At 65.8% G+C, this 18,824-nt stretch carries 13 protein-coding genes and 2 pseudogenes; 11 read left to right on the top strand and 4 right to left on the bottom strand.

Going from position 1 to position 18,824, the window contains the following annotated elements; all coding sequences use genetic code 11:
- Window positions 1–43 precede the first annotated feature (43 nt).
- The 4 genes from KUO17_RS18040 to hemN all read left to right on the top strand — a co-directional run bounded on the left by KUO17_RS18040 (window position 44) and on the right by hemN (window position 4,866).
- Window positions 44–2,497 (top strand): heavy metal translocating P-type ATPase, encoded by a 2,454-nt coding sequence (locus KUO17_RS18040; protein ID WP_217976888.1) that lies wholly within the window; start codon window positions 44–46, stop codon window positions 2,495–2,497.
- A 12-nt stretch (window positions 2,498–2,509) separates the two neighbouring features.
- Complete coding sequence (gene ccoS, locus KUO17_RS18035) at window positions 2,510–2,725, top strand: cbb3-type cytochrome oxidase assembly protein CcoS (protein ID WP_217976887.1); 216 nt, start codon at window positions 2,510–2,512, stop codon at window positions 2,723–2,725.
- Window positions 2,718–3,401 (top strand): sulfite exporter TauE/SafE family protein, encoded by a 684-nt coding sequence (locus tag KUO17_RS18030; RefSeq protein ID WP_217976886.1) that lies wholly within the window; start codon window positions 2,718–2,720, stop codon window positions 3,399–3,401. Before ccoS ends, KUO17_RS18030 begins: the two co-directional genes overlap by 8 nt.
- A gap of 82 nt (window positions 3,402–3,483) precedes the next feature.
- Window positions 3,484–4,866, top strand: a complete 1,383-nt coding sequence (hemN, locus tag KUO17_RS18025; RefSeq protein WP_217976885.1) for an oxygen-independent coproporphyrinogen III oxidase — start codon at window positions 3,484–3,486, stop codon at window positions 4,864–4,866.
- 16 nt (window positions 4,867–4,882) lie between these two features.
- Here the strand turns inward: hemN and KUO17_RS18020 are convergent, their stop codons facing one another.
- Window positions 4,883–5,350: a hypothetical protein gene (locus KUO17_RS18020; protein ID WP_217976884.1), complete on the bottom strand. Its 468-nt coding sequence runs from the start codon at window positions 5,348–5,350 to the stop codon at window positions 4,883–4,885.
- Window positions 5,351–5,507: 157 nt separating this feature from the next.
- Here KUO17_RS18020 and fnrA point away from each other — a divergent pair, with 157 nt between their 5' ends.
- Both fnrA and KUO17_RS18010 read left to right on the top strand, forming a co-directional pair.
- Complete coding sequence (gene fnrA, locus KUO17_RS18015) at window positions 5,508–6,242, top strand: Crp/Fnr family transcriptional regulator FnrA (RefSeq protein ID WP_217976883.1); 735 nt, start codon at window positions 5,508–5,510, stop codon at window positions 6,240–6,242.
- A 54-nt stretch (window positions 6,243–6,296) separates the two neighbouring features.
- Window positions 6,297–6,845, top strand: a complete 549-nt coding sequence (locus KUO17_RS18010) for an adenine phosphoribosyltransferase (RefSeq protein ID WP_217976882.1) — start codon at window positions 6,297–6,299, stop codon at window positions 6,843–6,845.
- A 121-nt stretch (window positions 6,846–6,966) separates the two neighbouring features.
- Here KUO17_RS18010 and recR read toward each other — a convergent pair.
- The 3 genes and pseudogenes from recR to dnaX all read right to left on the bottom strand — a co-directional run bounded on the left by recR (window position 6,967) and on the right by dnaX (window position 10,087).
- Window positions 6,967–7,570: pseudogene (gene recR, locus KUO17_RS18005) on the bottom strand (recombination mediator RecR).
- A 97-nt stretch (window positions 7,571–7,667) separates the two neighbouring features.
- Window positions 7,668–7,994, bottom strand: a complete 327-nt coding sequence (locus KUO17_RS18000; protein ID WP_010226011.1) for a YbaB/EbfC family nucleoid-associated protein — start codon at window positions 7,992–7,994, stop codon at window positions 7,668–7,670.
- Between the two features lie 65 nt (window positions 7,995–8,059).
- Complete coding sequence (gene dnaX / locus KUO17_RS17995; RefSeq protein WP_217976881.1) at window positions 8,060–10,087, bottom strand: DNA polymerase III subunit gamma/tau; 2,028 nt, start codon at window positions 10,085–10,087, stop codon at window positions 8,060–8,062.
- A gap of 415 nt (window positions 10,088–10,502) precedes the next feature.
- Here dnaX and KUO17_RS17990 point away from each other — a divergent pair, with 415 nt between their 5' ends.
- The 5 genes and pseudogenes from KUO17_RS17990 (at window position 10,503) to KUO17_RS17970 (ending at window position 18,796) form a co-directional block, all read left to right on the top strand.
- Window positions 10,503–12,707: a hypothetical protein gene (locus KUO17_RS17990; protein ID WP_217976880.1), complete on the top strand. Its 2,205-nt coding sequence runs from the start codon at window positions 10,503–10,505 to the stop codon at window positions 12,705–12,707.
- A gap of 18 nt (window positions 12,708–12,725) precedes the next feature.
- Window positions 12,726–14,372 (top strand): annotated as a pseudogene (locus KUO17_RS17985) (glycosyl transferase family protein); the annotation flags it as partial.
- A gap of 29 nt (window positions 14,373–14,401) precedes the next feature.
- A complete protein-coding gene (locus KUO17_RS17980) occupies window positions 14,402–17,101 on the top strand; it encodes an NfrA family protein (RefSeq protein ID WP_217976878.1) in 2,700 nt (899 codons plus the stop codon).
- 27 nt (window positions 17,102–17,128) lie between these two features.
- Window positions 17,129–18,124 (top strand): alginate O-acetyltransferase AlgX-related protein, encoded by a 996-nt coding sequence (locus KUO17_RS17975; RefSeq protein ID WP_217976877.1) that lies wholly within the window; start codon window positions 17,129–17,131, stop codon window positions 18,122–18,124.
- Window positions 18,125–18,127: 3 nt separating this feature from the next.
- Window positions 18,128–18,796 carry an alginate O-acetyltransferase AlgF gene (locus tag KUO17_RS17970; RefSeq protein WP_217976876.1) on the top strand — a complete coding sequence of 223 codons (669 nt, stop codon included), beginning with the start codon at window positions 18,128–18,130 and terminating at the stop codon, window positions 18,794–18,796.
- Window positions 18,797–18,824: the final 28 nt, after the last annotated feature.

Raw genomic sequence — 18,824 nt, 5'->3', positions numbered from 1 at the left:
GCTTGCCAGCGAAGGGGTCACCACCACTCTGCGATAGATAACAATGACCACCCCCACGCCCTGCTACCACTGCGCCCTGCCTGTACCCACCGCCAGCCACTTCACCGCCGTGGTGCTCGGCGAATCCCGTGCGTTCTGCTGCCCCGGTTGCCAGGCCGTGGCCGAGGCCATCGTCGCCGGCAACCTCGAAAGCTATTACCAGCACCGCAGCGAAGCCAGTGCCAACCCCGACGCACTGCCCCGCCAACTGGCCGACGAACTGGCACTGTACGACCGCGCCGATGTGCAAAAACCCTTCGTGCGCCATGAAGGCGAACTGGCCGAAACCACCCTGCTGATCGAAGGCATCAGTTGCGCGGCGTGCGGCTGGCTGATCGAGAAGCACCTGCGCAACCTGCCTGGCGTCGCCGAAGCGCGCCTGAACCTCTCCAACCACCGCCTGCACGTGCAGTGGGCCGACAGCCAGCTGGCGTTGTCCGCACTGCTCGCCGAACTGCGCCACATCGGCTACGCCGCCCATCCGTACCAGGCCGACCGCGCCGCCGAGCAACTGGCCAGTGAAAACCGCACCGCCCTGCGCCAGCTGGGCGTGGCCGGCCTGCTGTGGTTCCAGGCGATGATGGCGACCATGGCCACCTGGCCCGAATTCAATATCGACCTGAGCCCGGAGCTGCACACCATCCTGCGCTGGGTCGCGCTGTTTCTGACCACGCCGATCGTGTTCTACAGCTGTGCCCCCTTCTTCAAGGGCGCGGCGCGCGACCTGCGCACGCGCCACCTGACCATGGACGTGTCGGTGTCGCTGGCCATCGGCCTGGCCTATTTCGCCGGCATCTGGACCGCCATCACCGGCAGCGGCGAGCTGTATTTCGACGCGGTGGGCATGTTTGCGCTGTTCCTGCTGGCCGGTCGCTACCTGGAGCGGCGCGCCCGCGAGCGTACCGCCGCCGCCACCGCGCAACTGGTCAACCTGCTGCCGGCTTCCTGCCTGCGCCTGGCCGACAACGGCAGCAGCGAGCGCATCCTGCTGCGCGAACTGCAGACCGGTGACCACGTGCTGGTGCACCCGGGCGCCGTGCTGCCGGCCGACGGGCGCATCGTCGACGGCCAGTCCAGCGTCGACGAGTCGCTGCTGACGGGCGAATACCTGCCACAACCGCGCCAGCGTGGCGATGCAGTCACCGCCGGCACCCTGAACGTCGAAAGCGTATTGACCGTTGAAGTCCAGGCACTGGGCCAGGACACTCGCCTGTCCGCCATCGTGCGCCTGCTGGAGCGCGCCCAATCGGAAAAACCGCGCCTGGCGGTGATCGCCGACCGCGCCTCGCAGTGGTTCCTGCTGTTCTCGCTGGTGGCCGCTGCCGCCATCGGCCTGCTGTGGTGGCAACTGGACCCGGCCCGGGCCTTCTGGATCGTGCTGGCGATGCTGGTCGCCACCTGCCCGTGCGCGCTGTCGCTGGCCACCCCGACCGCACTCACCGCCGCCACCGGCACCCTGCACACGCTCGGCCTGTTACTGACCCGCGGCCATGTGCTGGAAGGCCTGAACCAGATCGACACGGTGATCTTCGACAAGACCGGCACCCTCACCGAAGGCCGCCTGACCCTGCGTGCCATTCGCCCGCTGGGCGGGCTGGATGCCGACCAGTGCCTGAGCCTCGCCGCCGCGCTCGAACACCGCTCCGAGCACCCGATTGCGCGCGCTTTCGGGCGCACCATCGCAAACGCCGACAACGTACGGAGCACGCCGGGGCTGGGCCTTGAAGGTCAGGTCGGGCAGCAGCGCCTGCGCATCGGCCAGGCCGCCTTCGTCTGCGCCCTGAGCAACAGCCCGGCCCCGGCCATGCCGGACGAGCCCGGGCAATGGCTGCTGCTGGGCGACTGCGACGGACCGCTGGCCTGGTTCGTGCTCGACGACCGCCTGCGCCATGACGCCGCCGACCTGCTCGCGGCGTGCCGCGCACGGGGCTGGCAGACCCTGCTGCTGTCGGGTGACAGCTCGCCGATGGTGGCCAGTGTCGCCGCCGAACTGCAGATCGACCAGGCCGTCGGCGGCCTGCGCCCGGACGACAAGCTGCAGCGGCTCAAGGCCCTGCAGGCGCAGGGGCACAAGGTGCTGATGCTGGGTGACGGGGTCAACGACGTGCCGGTGCTGGCGGCGGCCGACATCAGTATCGCCATGGGCTCGGCCACGGACCTGGCCAAGACCAGCGCCGATGCGGTGCTGTTGTCCAACCGTCTGGAGGCGCTGATACAGGCCTTCGCCCTGGCCCGCCGTACGCGGCGCATCATCATCGAGAACCTGCTGTGGGCAGGCCTGTACAATGGCCTCATGCTGCCCTTCGCCGCGCTGGGCTGGATCACGCCGATCTGGGCGGCGGTGGGCATGTCGGTCAGCTCGCTGATCGTGGTACTCAATGCCCTGCGCCTCACGCGTATACGCGCGCTGCCCGGCAGCTCACCCACCCTCGACGCCGCACGCCCCGCGACGGCCTGACCCGGAGACACCATGCCAGCGCTCTACGTCATGATTCCCGCTGCGCTGCTGATCGTTGCGATTGCCGTCTACATCTTCTTCTGGGCGGTGGACAGCGGCCAGTACGACGACCTCGAAGGGCCGGCGCACAGCATCCTGTTCGACGACCAGGACCCCAAGCACCAGGCCGCGCTGGACGAAGCCGAACCGCGCAAGGCCGACCAGCAGGATACCCCGCCCCGTGCTTGAACTGCTGCCGCTGCTGAGTTCGGCACTGATCCTCGGCCTGCTCGGTGGCGGGCACTGCCTGGGCATGTGCGGCGGCCTGATGGGCGCACTGACCCTGGCGATTCCCAGGGAACAACGCAGCCGTCGCTTCAACCTGCTGCTGGCCTACAACGCCGGGCGCATCCTCAGCTACGCCACTGCCGGGCTGTTGCTCGGCCTGGCCGGCTGGGCCCTGGCCGACAGCCCGCTGGCCACCGGCATGCGCGTACTCGCCGCACTGCTGCTGATCTGCATGGGCCTGTACCTGGCGGGCTGGTGGAGCGGCCTGACCCGTATCGAACGCCTGGGCCGTGGCCTGTGGCGGCATATCCAGCCCGTGGCCACCCGGCTGCTGCCGGTGTCGAGCCTGCCGCGCGCGCTGCTGCTGGGCGCACTGTGGGGCTGGCTGCCCTGCGGGCTGGTCTACAGCACCCTGCTGTGGGCCGCCAGCCAGGGCAACGCGCTCGACAGCGCGCTGCTGATGCTGGCCTTCGGCCTGGGCACCTGGCCGGTGCTGCTGGCCACAGGGCTGGCCGCCGAACGCACCAACGCCCTGCTGCGCAAGCGCGGGGTACGCATCACCGGTGGCGTGCTGGTCATCCTGTTCGGCCTGTGGACCCTGCCCGGCCCGCACCAGCACTGGCTCATGGGCCACTGAACACCCGTTGATACAAATCAACACGTTCTGTCACAACGCTCCCTAGACTCCGGACACTGCCGCCATTCCAGGGACTGCCACCATGCTCGACGCCCTCCACTGGGACCCCGACCTGATTCGCCGTTACGATCTGGCGGGCCCGCGCTACACCTCCTACCCGACCGCCGTGCAACTGCACAGCCAGGTCGGCTCCTTCGACCTGCTGCATGCCCTGCGCGACAGCCGCCGGGCGGCGCGCCCACTGTCGCTGTACGTGCACGTGCCGTTCTGCGCCAATATCTGCTACTACTGCGCCTGCAACAAGGTGATCACCAAGGATCGCGGCCGCGCCCTGCCCTACCTGCAGCGCCTAGAACACGAGATCCAGTTGATCGCCTGCCACCTGGACCCCAGGCAGAGCGTCGAGCAACTGCACCTGGGTGGCGGCACACCGACGTTTCTCAGCCATGTCGAACTGCGCCAGCTGATGGCGCACCTGCGCCAGCACTTCAACCTGCTGGATGACGATTCGGGCGACTACGGCATCGAGATCGACCCGCGTGAAGCCGACTGGTCGACCATGGGCCTGTTGCGCGAACTGGGCTTCAACCGCGTCAGCCTTGGCGTGCAGGACCTGGACCCCGTCGTGCAACGGGCGGTCAACCGCCTGCAAAGCCTGGAGCAGACCCGCGCAATCATCGAGGCGGCGCGCACCCTGCAGTTCCGCTCGATCAACCTGGACCTGATCTACGGCCTGCCCAAGCAGAGCGCCGAAGGCTTTGCGCGCACTGTCGAAGAGGTAATCAAGCTGCAGCCCGACCGCCTCTCGGTGTTCAACTACGCCCACCTGCCCGAGCGCTTCATGCCGCAGCGGCGCATCGACGGCAACGACCTGCCGGCACCGGCGCTCAAGCTGGAGATGCTGCACAACACCATCGAACAACTGACCCAGGCCGGCTACCGCTACATCGGCATGGACCACTTCGCCCTGCCCGACGACGAACTGGCCATCGCCCAGGAAGAGTCGACGCTGCAGCGCAACTTCCAGGGCTATACCACCCACGGCCATTGCGACCTGATCGGCCTGGGGGTGTCGGCCATCAGCCAGATCGGCGACCTCTACTGCCAGAACAGCAGCGATCTGAACGAGTACCAGAACACCCTGGACACGGCGCAACTGCCCACCCGCCGCGGCCTGATGTGCAACGAGGACGATCGCCTGCGCCGTGCGGTGATCCAGCAGTTGATCTGCCATTTCGAACTGGACTTCGAGGCCATCGAGCGGGCGTTCACCATCGATTTCCGCGGTTACTTCAACGCGCAGTGGCCAGCGCTTCTGGGCATGGCCAGGGACGGCCTGATCAGCCTGGATGCCCGCGGCATCAAGGTGCTGCCCGCCGGCCGCCTGCTGGTACGTTCGGTGTGCATGGTGTTCGATGCCTACCTGGACCTGCACAACCGCCAGCGGTTTTCCCGGGTTATCTGAAGCCCGGGGGCACGCCTTATTTCGCTGCGAGCAATTCCAGCACCTTGGCCACCTGATCGAGGGTCAGGTTCTGCTGCTTCATGGCCTTGGCCAAGGCCGCATTGGCAGTGGTCAGTGCACCGGCCAGGGTGGTGATTTCGCCCTGCAGGGATGAGACTCTTTGTCGCATTTCTTCAGGGCTGAGCGAGTCATCGCGCATCACCGCATTGAGCTGCTCCATTTTCTCCGCCAACTCCTTTTGCAGTTTGCGGATCATCTTGAGCATCTTCTGGATGGTATCGGGCAGGCCACTCTCCTCGATATCCTTGTCGCCACTGCTTTTCGAGGCGCGCATGCCACCTGCCGAGAGGTTCACCCGCACCCCCTCTGCAGCAGGCGCCACGGCCTCTGCAAGGGTAACGCCGGAGGCTGAAGGTGTGTCGCTGGGTGCGGGTGCCGTCGCCGACGCGGCGAGGTTTGGCGCATTGAGATCGATTGAACGCATGGACAGGCTTCCTTGCAAGGGACACTATTGAAGGTTATCGGCCTATCGTCGCCGATCGTGAGACCAGCCCGCATCAAAAGTGCGCACGCTGGCCTGAACCCGGCCGTCTGAGTTACCCTTACGGCTTATGTGTGCTTTCCCAGAAGGATCGATCGAAATGTCCGAGCCAGTTAAACTGCGCGCTCACAACCAGGCCCATTGCAAGGATTGCAGCCTGGCGCCTCTGTGCCTGCCGCTTTCACTGAACCTGGAAGACATGGACGCACTGGATGACATCGTCAAACGCGGGCGTCCGCTGAAAAAAGGCGAGTTTCTGTTTCGGCAGGGCGACAACTTCGGCTCGGTGTATGCCGTACGCTCCGGCGCACTCAAGACCTTCAGCCTGAGCGACAGCGGCGAAGAGCAGATCACCGGCTTTCACCTGCCCAGCGAGCTGGTCGGGCTGTCGGGCATGGACACCGAGGCCTACCCGGTATCGGCCCAGGCCCAGGAAACCACCTCGGTGTGTGAAATTCCGTTCGAGCGCCTCGACGAGCTGTCGGTGCAACTGCCGCAACTGCGTCGCCAGTTGATGCGCGTGATGAGCCGCGAGATTCGCGACGACCAGCAGATGATGCTGCTGCTGTCGAAAAAGACCGCCGACGAGCGCATTGCCACCTTCCTGGTCAACCTGTCGGCACGCTTCCGTGCCCGCGGCTACTCGGCCAACCAGTTCCGCCTGAGCATGTCGCGCAACGAGATCGGCAACTACCTGGGCCTGGCGGTGGAAACCGTGTCGCGGGTGTTCACGCGCTTCCAGCAGAACGGCCTGATCGAAGCCGAAGGCAAGGAAGTGCGCATCATCGACCCGATCCAGCTGTGCGCCCTGGCGGGTGGTTCGCTGGACAACTGAAACGCGCAGCAGCAGGTATACTGGCCGGCGTTTGCCTTTCAGGATACCTGCACCATGCCCACCGAAACCTTCGACCTCAAAGCCCTGATCCGCCCTGTACCGGACTTTCCCAAGCCGGGCGTGATCTTTCGCGACATCACCCCGCTGTTCCAGTCGCCGCGGGGCTTGCGCCATGTTGCCGACCAGTTCATCGAACGCTATGTCGAGGCCGAATTCAGCCACATCGGCGCAATGGACGCGCGTGGCTTCCTGATCGGTTCGATCATTGCCCACCAGCTCAACAAGCCGCTGATCCTGTTCCGCAAACAGGGCAAGCTGCCGGCCGACGTGCTGTGCGAGGGGTATCAGACCGAGTACGGCGAGGCCTTCCTGGAAGTGCATGCCGACAGCCTGTGCGAGGGCGATGCGGTGCTGATCTTCGATGACCTGATTGCCACCGGTGGCACCTTGCTGGCGGCAGCCAACCTGGTTCGGCGCATGGGCGCGGCGGTGTTCGAAGCAGCGGCGATCATCGACCTGCCCGAGCTGGGTGGCTCGCAGAAGCTGCAGGCGGCAGGGATCCCGACGTTCTGCCTGACCGAGTTCTCGCTGAACGAGCGCTAGGCGCGCGCGGGGCCGCTACGCGACCCTTCGCTGGCAAGCCAGCTCCCACAGGGTCGTCACTGCCTTCAAGGGCCTTGGAGTACCTGTGGGAGCTGGCTTGCCAGCGAAAGGGCCAACACGGTTACAACGCGATCGGCTTGCGCCCCGCGAACGAGTGCGCCAGGGTCCCGCCATCCACCAGCTCCAGCTCCCCCCCCCAACGGCACACCGTGGGCGATCCTCGAGGCGATCAAGCCCTTGTCGGCCAGCAACTGCGCGATGTAGTGCGCCGTCGCCTCACCTTCCACCGTCGGGTTGGTGGCCAGAATCACCTCGGTGAACGTGCCCTGCTCGGCAATGCGCGCCAGCAACTGCGGAATGCCGATCGCCTCAGGCCCCAGACCGTCCAGCGGCGACAAATGCCCCTTGAGCACGAAGTAACGGCCACGATAGCCCGTCTGCTCCACCGCATACACATCCATCGGCCCCTCCACCACACACAGCAGGGTGTCGTCGCGGCGCGTATCGGCGCACTGCGGGCACAGCTCCTGCTCGGTCAAGGTGCGGCACTGGCGGCAATGACCAACACCTTCCATGGCCTGGCTCAGCGCCTGGGCCAGGCGCACACCACCACTGCGGTCACGCTCCAGCAGCTGCAAGGCCATGCGCTGGGCGGTTTTCTGGCCGACACCGGGCAGCGTGCGCAGGGCATCGATCAGTTGGCGAATCAGGGGACTGAAGCTCATGGTAAAAGGCCTGGCAAATCATCGGTTGAACGAAAAAACGACGATGGGAGCGACAACCGCATGGCTGTGCTCCCACCGAGGGTAACGCTGGCAAGGCTTAGAACGGCATCTTGAAGCCTGGCGGCAGTTGCATGCCGGCGGTCATGCCACCCATTTTCTCCTGGCTGTTGGCTTCGACCTTGCGCACGGCGTCATTGACGGCGGCGGCGATCAGGTCTTCGAGCACCTCCTTGTCTTCCTGCATCAGGCTGTCGTCCAGGCTGATACGCTTGACGTCGTGACGACCGGTCATCACCACGCTGACCAGGCCTGCGCCCGATTGGCCGGTCACTTCGGCGTTGGCCAGCTCTTCCTGCATCTTGGCCATTTTTTCCTGCATCTGCTGCGCCTGCTTCATCAGGCCGGCCATGCCACCTTTCATCATGGGAATCACCTCGGTATCAAGTTACTTGGCGCACCGCGAACCAGTCGCGGCGCTGGGGTAAAGGGTTAGTCGCCCTGACTGACCAGGGCGTCGACAGGTTCAATAGTATCGTGACGCACGGTGGCACCGAACTGCTTGATCATCTGCTGGATGAACGGATCGTTCTCGATCGACGCCTCGGCCTCGCGCTGGCGGTTGGCGCGCTTGCGCGACGCGGCCTGGGCCGGGGTTTCCTGCTCGGGGCGGATCAGCTCGATGCTCAGGTTCAGCGTACGGCCCAGGTGCTGGTTGAGCGCATCGTTCAGGCGCCGCTGCTGGGTGGCGTTGAACAAGGCACTGTGCGCCGGGTCCAGGTGCAGCAACCAGTTGTCACCGTCGGCGGCGATCAACGTGCAGTTGGCCGCGATACTGCCGGTCATGCCCGAAATCGGCAACTGCCCGAACATCTCAAGCCATTGCAGCGCCAGCCCGGTGGCCGGCTGTGCGGCAGGCTCAGGCTCAGGTTCCGGGGCCGGCTCGGGCGCGGTTTCGCTGGCCAGTTCATCCAGGTAGCTGTAGCCCACCGGGTCGATCTCGGCATCGTAATAATCTTCGTCCAGCGGCGGCTCGTCATCGCGCTCCATGCCGGCCGGGCTGTAACTGCCGTGATCCTCGGCGGGCGGCTCGTCCTGACGCGGTATGGCGGGCTCGGACGCCTGCAGCACCGGGGCGGCAACCGGCTCCGGCGCCGGCTCAGGTTCCGAGACGGGTACCGGAGCGCTCGGCTCGTTCCAGGGCAGGTCGATTTCAGACGCGGGCTCGACAGCGGCCTCCACCACAGGCACGGGCTCGGGTTGCGGTGTAGGCTCTGGCTCCGGCTCCGGCTCCGGCTCACGCTGCACGGCAGGCGCAGGCTGTGGTGCAACGGGCGCAGCCACCACCGGGGCGGCGACCACTGCCACCGGGGAGTCAGCTGTGGCCTGGCTGATCCCCGTCGACTTTAGCGTCGGTGTCGGCGCATCGAGCGTGTCGGCCGGGCGGAACGCCAGCATGCGCAGCAGCACCATCTCGAAACCGCCGCGCGGGTCGGGTGCCAGCGGCAGGTCGCGCCGCCCGATCAGGCCCATCTGGTAATAGAACTGCACGTCTTCGGCCGGCAGTGCGCCGGCCAGTGCCAATACGCGATCGCGATCACCCTGGCCGTTGTCCACCGCCTCGGGCAACGCCTGGGCGACGGCCACACGGTGCAGCACGTTGAGCATTTCGGACAGCACGCCGTTCCAGTCCGGCCCCTGCTCTGCCAGGTGCCGCACCGCTTCAAGCAGGGCCCGCGCATCACCTTCGAGCAGCGCCTGGAGCACGCCGTACACCTGGCCATGGTCGAGGGTACCGAGCATCGCGCGTACATCGGCTGCCAGCACCTTGCCTTCACCAAAGGCAATCGCCTGGTCGGTCAGGCTCATGGCATCGCGCATCGAGCCGTCGGCGGCGCGGCCCAGCAACCACAGGGCATCGTCTTCGAACGGCACGTTCTCGACCCCGAGCACATGGCTCAGGTGCTCGACCACACGCTCCGGGGTCATGTTCTTCAGCGAGAACTGCAGGCAGCGCGACAGGATGGTGGCGGGCAGCTTCTGCGGGTCGGTGGTGGCGAGGATGAACTTGACGTAGGGCGGTGGCTCTTCAAGCGTCTTGAGCAAGGCGTTGAACGAGTGGCTGGAGAGCATGTGCACTTCGTCGATCAGGTAGACCTTGAAGCGCCCGCGGCTCGGCGCGTACTGCACGTTGTCGAGCAGTTCACGGGTGTCCTCGACCTTGGTGCGGCTGGCGGCGTCGATCTCGATCAGGTCGACGAAGCGCCCCTCGTCGATCTCGCGGCACACCGAACAGGTGCCGCAGGGCGTCGAGGTGATGCCGGTTTCGCAGTTGACGCACTTGGCGATGATGCGCGCGATGGTGGTCTTGCCCACGCCGCGGGTACCGGTGAACAGGTAGGCATGGTGCAGCCGCTGGTTGTCCAGCGCGTTGATCAGGGCCTTGAGCACATGGGTCTGGCCGACCATTTCGCGGAACGAGCGCGGACGCCATTTACGTGCAAGAACCTGATAACTCATCGAAAACCGTCGAATAGATAGACCAAAGACCGCTAATCCTAGCGGAGCAGGGGCAAAATTGCATCCGCCGCGCGCTGGCAAGCCGAGCATCCTCTGGGCCAGGCTTCGCGACGCCCGCTCCCGGGATTGACCGTACCCTGCGCACCGCCGGCACGACACCCAGTACGTCAAAAATACGGCGACATTTTATAGTCATGCTATTTAGCGATTAAAAACGATAAAAAGTGCACGGTTTCTTGACACGCAGCGCGGTAATAACACAGAGTTCGCCCCGCCATACAGGAAGGATCCTACGCCGCGAAGGAATACGCGCATGGCCTCGTCCTCCTGAAACACGTCATTTCCCAGCCCGGACCGTGCGCCCGCATCGGACCGGCGTGGCCTATCAAACCTTCAGATGCCGCCGTCGCCCACCATGAAGACACTGTTGAATCGCCTGCACTGCCCGGCCGCCCTCACTCGCGCCTTGCTCCTGACCCCATTCGCCGTCCCGCTGTTCGCCATGGCCTCGCCTGGCAGCGAGGCATTGCGTGCACTGGCGCAGGACGACTGGGTGCAGCGCAGCGTTTCATTGGCTGATCTTGGCATCAGCAATCCGGTGGTGCTGGAAGAAAGCGACAACCGCCAGGCGTTCTTCCTGCCGGTGCCCAAGGGCGTGCCGCTGCATGATGCGGCGATCAAGGTGCAGGGCAGCTTTCTCAAGGGCGAAGCCGCCAATGCAGCGCTGAAGATGTCGGTAGACGGCCGCCCGCTGTTCGCGCGCCCCGTCACCGAAACCAGCGGCACCCTGCAGCAGGTACTGCCGGTAGAGACCTACGGGCACACCTCCGGCTTCGTCAACTTCACCATCGACTGGAGCTCGCCCAGCGGCCAGCGCCTGTGCGAGCCGACCCGCCAGAGCAGCAACATCCTGACGCTTTCGCCCCATACCGAACTGACCTACCGCTACTCGAAGCAGGCCCTGCACACCCTGGCCGATGCCTGGAGCACCCTGCCCGGCCAGCCGGTGATCATGATCGCTGCCGGCAGCCTGGAGCAGACCAGCTTCGACAGCGCCTGGCGCCTCGGCGTGGCGCTGGAGCGGGCGGCCAAGCGGGCCCAGGTACGGGCCTTCCCGGCAGTGGGCGATGTGGTGTCCATCGATGAACTGAACATCCCCACGGCCTTGAGCAGCGTCGCGCCGTTCTCGGCCCTGGCCGGCAAGGCCAGCCACACCGTGGCCAACGCCGCCGAGCTGGGTGCGCTGCTGGTACTCGATGCCCCGGCCACGCGCGCCGACCTGGCGATTGCCGACGCCGCGCTGATCGGCCAGATAAACGCCGCACTGGATGCCCTGCGCACCGCGCTGCAAGCCGACAGCGATGCGCTCAAGGCGCTGGACGAATGGCGCAGCCGCCATGCCACGCTGAGCCTCAAACCACTGGCCAGCCAACAGGTACGCCTTGCCAGCCTCGGCCACCAGGCCGTGATCGGCGTGGCAGGCGATGCCGGCGCCAAAGCCGCGGGGGTGTTCGATTCGCAGTGGCGCAACGTGCTCATCTCGCCCGAGGCGACCATTCACGCGGCGGGCGAAGATGCCGATGAACAGCGCTTGCGCATCACCGACCTCGGCGGCTCGCCGACCGCGTTCGATGTCGTGACCCGTGGTGAATGGAACGCCGTGTTCCCGCTCAGCGCCGTGGCCGCCGATGGCCGCATGCCAGGCGAACTGGTGCTGGAGGTGGCGGCCGCGCCGGGCGCATCGAGCACCCTGCCGGTGGCGTCGGTACTGTGGAACGGCATCCTGCTCAATGCCAGGCAACTGACCGCCGACGGCAAGCCCGAGCGCCTGAGCGCACGGGTGCCGGGCTACGCACTGGGGGTGACCAACACCCTGCAGATCCGCTTCCAGCGCCAGCCGGTCTCGCCCAACTGCGCCGAGATCCCGCAGGGTTACCCGGTCAACGTGTTGCCCACCAGCTTCCTGCGCTCGGCCGAAGCCGAGGCAGACGGCACCTTCGTCGGCTTGCTGCCGCTGCTGGCCGGCCACTCGCAGGTCATCGTGCCCGGCACGGCCCTGCAGGCACCGGCCGCGCACCTGCGCCAGGTGATTCGCCTGGCCAGCGCCGCGTCGGTGTCGCCGGTGCATGCCGAACTCACCCTGGCCGACGGTGCACAGGCGTTCAAGCCGACCAGGCCGTTCCTGGCGCTGGGCGTGAACCTGGACGGTGCCAAGCCTCTGATCGACGTCAAGGAGCTGCAGCGCCTGCGCGCCGGCGGCGACAACAATCGCCTGCTCGACCTGCAAGGCCCGCAGCCACTGAGCGCGGTGTCGGTAGTCAACGCCAACAGCCAGCCAGGCGTGGTCTGGTATGCCCTGGGTGAGCAGGTGCTGACCCCGCGCGAAGCCTTCGTGCTCAACCGCGGCAATGCGGTGGTACTGGGCGAAGACGGCCCGCTGACGTGGATCGACACCACCGATCCGGAACTGAGCCAGAAGCTGGGCCTGAGCGGCACGCCGTTCCACCAGTGGCGCCAGTACCTGGCCTGGACCCTGCCGCTGCTGGCCACCGCGGTGCTGGGCATGTTGCTGCTGGGTGTGCTTGCACGTCGCAGCCGCCTGAAGAAAACGGGCAAGTAACGACTACGGGATCCGCTCATGTCCTCGCTCTACTTGCCCTACCTGCTGGCCGACTACTATCGCGTGCTGGAAATCGCGACGGTAGTGGTCGGCGTACTGATCCTGCTGTCCAGCCTGGATGACCTGTTCATCGATGCCTGGTACTGGCTGCGCCAGGTCTATCGCAAGCTGCTGGTCAGGCGCCGTCGCTACACGCCGCTGACCGCCGAGCAATTGCGTGCCCAGGCGCAGCAGCCGCTGGCAATCATGATCCCGGCGTGGTTGGAGTACGACGTGATCGCACCCATGCTGGAAAACATGGTGGCCTCGCTGGAGTACAAGAACTACTTCATCTTCGTCGGCACCTACCGCAACGACGCGCGCACCATCGAAGAGGTGGAGCGCATGCGTCGGCGCTACAAGCAGTTGATCCGCGTCGAAGTGCCCCACGACGGCCCGACCTGCAAGGCCGACTGCCTGAACTGGATCATCCAGGCCATCTTCGCCCACGACAAGCACCTGCCCGAGCCCTTTGCCGGGGTGATCCTGCATGACAGCGAAGACGTGCTGCACCGCCTGGAGCTGCACTACTTCAACTACCTGCTGCCGCGCATCGACTTCATTCAGTTGCCGGTGACCTCACTGGAACGGGGCTGGTACGAACTGGTGGCTGGCACCTACATGGACGAATTCGCCGAATGGCACACCAAGGACCTGGTGGTGCGCGAAAGCATGTCCAGGATGGTACCGTCGGCGGGCGTGGGCACCTGTTTCTCGCGGCGCGCGCTGCTGCAGCTGTCGGCCGAGACCGACAACCAGCCGTTCAACACCGACACCCTGACCGAGGACTACGACATCGGCACGCGCCTGGCCCGGCGTGGCATGAAGCAGATTTTCGGCAAGTTCCCGGTCGACTACGTGGCGCGACGGGCCACCTGGTTCGGCCACGGCCAGGAGAAGATGGTGGCGGTGCACATGCCGCTGGGGGTGCGCGAGTACTTCCCCGATACCTTTCATACCGCCTACCGGCAAAAAGCCCGCTGGACCCTGGGCATCGCCCTGCAAGGCTGGACCCAGGTAGGCTGGGCCGGCTCGCTGGCGACCAAGTACCTGCTGTTTCGCGACCGCAAGAGCCTGCTGACCTCGTTCGTGGCGATCATCGCCTACGTGCTGCTGGCCCAGCACCTGCTGTTCATGCTGCTGGGTGCCAGTGGCTGGTGGTCGCAGTATTACCCCTCGGCGTTCAGCCCGCACAGCGGCCTGCTGGAGCTGATGTGGCTCAACAGCATCCTGCTCAGCCTGCGCATCGTGCAGCGCGCCTACTTCACCGGGCGCCTGTACGGCTGGGAGCATGCACTGCTGTCGGCGCCGCGCATGATCATCGGCAACTTCATCAACGCCATGGCCGCCGCGCGGGCCTGGCGCCTGTACCTGGGGCACCTGCTGCTGGGCAAGCGCCTGGCGTGGGACAAGACCATGCACGACTTCCCCTCGGCCGACCAACTGGTGCAGCAGCGCCTGCGCCTGGGCGACCTGCTGATGTCGTGGCGGGCCATCGACGAAGCATCACTGGCCAAGGCCCTGGAGGCCCAGGCTATCGAACACAAGCCGCTGGGGCAGATCCTGCTCGAACACGGTTACCTGGATGAAGACACCTTGAACGAAGCGATCTCGTTTCAACAGGAAAACACCGAACCTGCGCAGGCGGAGCCGGCATGAGCCCCAACACCCGCGCCCTGCTGTTGCGCGCTGCACTGTGCAGTGGCCTGCTGCCGCTGCCGGCCCTGGCGGCCCCGGCCCAGTTGACCGGCGAAGCGTGGTTCCAGGCCGACCTGGCCGAACGCAGCTATGCCAACAGCCGCTTCGGCGATGCCTTGAAAGAGGTCAACGCTGCCCTGACACTGCGCCCGGACGTGCCCGAACTGCACCTGCGCAAGGTCTACACCCTGCAAAAACTGGGTCGCCCTGGCGATGCGCGCAAGGCAGCGCAGGCAGCGCTGGCCAGCGGCCTCAATGACACCGCGCTGCAGGCCGAGGCCAGAACGCCGGCAGCCAGCGTCGCCAGCCGCCCGGCACGCGCGGCACTGACGCCGTACCAGAAAGCCTACCCGCTAGCCAAAAGGGCTTACGAGGCACTGAACGCCGACCGCCCCCAAGACGCTCAGCGCGATGCCGAGCAGGCGTTTCGCATCGACCCGAGCCAGGGTGCCTGGGCGCTGCTGTGGGTGGATGCGCTCGAAGCCCAGGAAAAATGGGGCGAAGCGTCCCAGGCCGCCAGTACCTCCATCGCCCTGGGCGCACCCAACCGCAGCGACCTGGAAGGTCGGCGTCAGGCGCATAGTCGGCGCCACGCAGTGGACTGCGCACAACGCGCCTACCTGGCGCTGTCGCAGCAGCGTAACGCAGAGGCACAACGCCTGGCGCGTGAGGCCATTGAACGTGCACCAGACGTTGCCTCCTACCGGCTATTGCTGCTGAACACCCTGCTTCAGGACCATGACTACACAGCCGCCGAAACAGTCGCCACCGAAGCACTTGCCGAAGACGATGAAAGTACCATCATGCGTGTTTGGCGTGCCTACCTGCGACAGTTGCAAGGCCATGCACAGGCCGCCCGGGAAGACTTCGACGCCGTGTTGGCGCAAGACTGGCTCGACGAAGAACAGCGGCGCAATGTGCGCCTGATCGCCATTGACGCCGCGCTGGCCGACAACGACAGCAAACGCGCTGCAAGCCTGCTCGCCCCCTTGGCCCCCGATGACGATGCCGCCAACAAACGGCGTAAACAGCTCAAGCCATCGCGTCGAGCGCCCCAGCCTCTGAACACCACGCTGTACCCGATGCCAAGCATGTCGTGTACCGATGGTTTTTATGGCACCCAATGCGAACTGCTGCCCGCCGATACCCAGCCTGGCAGTCAGGACAACGCCACCCAGGCATACGCGGCCTACGCGCGCCAGGATTATGCCGAGGCAATCACCCAGGCGCGCCTGGCCGCCGAGCAGGACCCGGGCAATGCCGAGCTGCAACGCCTGCTGACCACCACACTGTCGGCCGGTAATCGGCGCCAGATGCGCGAGGCCGAGCAGCAGTTGTCCGCCGCGCTTGCGCAAACCCCGCAAAACGCCGACCTGCTGATGCAGCGCGGCTACCTTTACCAGCGCCTGCGCCAACCGGGCCTGGCCCTGCAAGACTTCCGCTCCGCCCGGCGTACGGGCAAGGTGCCCGGTACCGTGGTACTGAACGAAGCCTACGCCATGGCCGCGATGGGCGACAATCCATCGGCAGTACGCCGGCTGCGCCACGCCATCGACATGGATGACGCCGGCACCCTGGACCTGGACGAAAATCAACGTTTCAACACCCGCAGCACCATCGCCGGGCTGGACCGTGAATGGGGTGCGAGCGCTACCCTGAGCTACCGCGGCGCACGCCCCACCACCAGCATCGAAAACGCCGCACAAAGTACCGCCGGTGACTCGCTGTCCAATACTTCCGAGCTCTACTGGCGCCCAACCCAGCTCAACAACCGGCACGGCATGCTCGACGTATACGGGCGCCTGACCAACACACTGTATGACGAGGGCAGCCGCTACCGCGCCACCCGCAACGTCGATCCGTGCAAGGGCTCCAGCGAGCCGTTCAACGGAGCCACCAGCACCTCGCGTTCGGTCACCGGCTTCCCCAGCACTGTCGGTGCGATCGGGGTGCGTTACCTGCTGGCCGATACGGGGCTGACGTTTGGCCTGGAGCGACGCTTCTTCATTGGCTCGGCAACGCGTGAAGGGGACATCTATCCGTCCTCCAACAGCGACCGCTGTGCCGCTCAAGGCACACAGGCAAGCTACAAGCTTGGCAAGAGCGCCGGCAGCTGGCTGCACTACATCACCTACGGTTTCTACCGCGGCACCGAGTTGCGCCCGGATGAATCGAGCTGGTGGACGACCTCGCTCTACTCGCAACTGGGCTACCTCTACGAAGACAACGCGGCAGACTTCACCCTGCGTGAAGTCGACACACGCGGCAAGGCAACCGAAGTGGTGGGCGAGGAGAAGGGGCGCCTGCGCCGTCAGCAGGTATTTCTGAGCAATGAATTGCGTTTCGGTCGCAGCTTTCGACTGCCGGCAGCATCGCCCAACCTCGTGGCCTTCCCGCATGTGGTAGGTGCCGCCGACTGGAGCTGGCAGAAAGACCAGGCAGCGGCGTCAGAGGGCAAGGCGTCGCTGACCCGCGACCCGCGCACCTGGTCGCTCGGCGCAGGCCCCGGTGTCGCGCTGCGCTACTGGTTCCGTGAAGACCACTACAATGCGCCGCGCTCCTACCTGGACGCTTCCGTGCAATACCGCTTTCCGATTGGCGGCGGCAACACCGAACAGGCCAAAGGGCTGTTCATGAACCTTACGCTGTCCTACTGAGCCGATATTCCAAAGGAACCCTTCACCATGACGCTCTCGCTGTTGTTCGCCCCCACCTTCAAACGCCTCGGCGCCGGCCTGCTTGGCGCCTCGCTGTGCCTGGCGATGAACGCTGCGCAGGCGCAGGACGCCTCCATCGTGATCCGCGGCGAGGGCGGCTGGCTGCTGCCGGGCTGGGGTAGCCTGAGCGAGGTCGACACGGCCGGCATCGATGCCAGCACCACCCTGATCAAGGAAGCCCGCACCGCCCTGGCCGCACGCAACATCCAGCTGCAGGTACTGCTGCTGCCGGACAAGAGCCTGTTCTACCAGGACAAGCTGCCGGCCGGCAAAACCATCAGCCCGCAGGTTCAGCAGCGTTATCAGACCCTCCTGGCCAAGCTCGGCCAGGCCGGCATTGCAACCGTCAATGCCGACGCCGCGCTACGCCCGCTCAAGCAGGCCGGTACCGATGTGTTCTACCGCACCGACCAGCACTGGACCCAGGCCGCTGCCGATGCCAGCGCAGTGGCGACCGCCGCGCAGATCACGCGTGACGTACCGATGCTCAAGGGTACTGCGGGCACCGGCCTGGCCCTGGGCAAGGAGTTCAAGGAGCGCCGCTACGGCGACCTGGCCGAACTGTTCCTGACCCCCGAGGAGCGCAAGGCCATTGGCCGCGACACCTTTACCATACGCCGCGAGGCGGCCGCCGGCGGCCTGCTCGATGACGCCCCGGCACCGGTGCATGTGACCGGCCACAGCATGGTACAGCCCTACTTCGGCTACCCGCAGAAACTCTCCAACGCGCTCGACCGCCCGGTGTCGGTGAACTGGAAGCCGGGCAACGTGGGCCAGTGGATCGTGCTGCTGGAGTACCTGGAGTCGGCCGAGTTCAAGCAGAGCCCGCCGCAGGTACTGGTGTGGCAGCTGTTCGAGGCCACCTACAACCAGGGCCCCAAAGCCGAAGGCTACTGGGACAACGCCTCGATCATGACCGCCGACACCTGGCGCAAGCGGCTGCATGCCGCACTGGGGCGCTGAGCCATGGCCAACCTGCATAAACAGATGAACAGCCTTGCGCTGTGCGCGGCCCTGTTGCTGCCCGCTGTCGCCCAGGCCGAAGGTGTATTCGCCCAGCTGTATGCACCTCGCCCGCCCGCCGGCCTGGCCTTCGTGCGCCTGCTCAACCCGTCGGCACATACCCTGAGCGTGCAGATCGACAAGAGCACCCGCCAGTCGATCGGTGCAGGCAACGTTGCCAGCACCTACGCCATTGTCACGGGTGACAAACCGTTCGGCGTGAGCATCGATGGCAAGCCTGCGGGTGAGTGGCAGGTGGCGCCGGGGAGCTTCAACACCCTGGTGCCGCAGGGTGCGAGCTACAGCGTGCAGGCTGACCTCACCGGCAGTGAAAACGCGCTCAAGGCCGAGTTGCGCTTCTACAACCTGGCAAGCGATTGCACGCAAGGCCGGCTGGTGGTGGCCGGCAATGGGCCGACGCTGTTTGCCGATGTGCCAGGGCAGAGCAATGTGGCCCGCGCGATCAACCCGGTGAGCGCGACCCTGAGTGCCGGCTGTGGCGCCGTGCTGACCGAGGCGCTGGCCCTGCCACCGCTCAAGGCCGGCGACCACTACTCGCTGTTCCTGACCGGTACTGCAGCGCAGCCGGTGCTGCGTGGCGAGTTGAGCAAGACAGACGTTTATACCCAGTAACTCACCTGCCAATGCGCGGTGCGCAAGG

The organism is Pseudomonas aegrilactucae (assembly GCF_019168305.1).
Classification (GTDB): domain Bacteria; phylum Pseudomonadota; class Gammaproteobacteria; order Pseudomonadales; family Pseudomonadaceae; genus Aquipseudomonas; species Aquipseudomonas aegrilactucae.
Note: the sequence above shows the minus strand (reverse complement) of the source record. Positions and strands in the feature narration are given on the sequence as shown.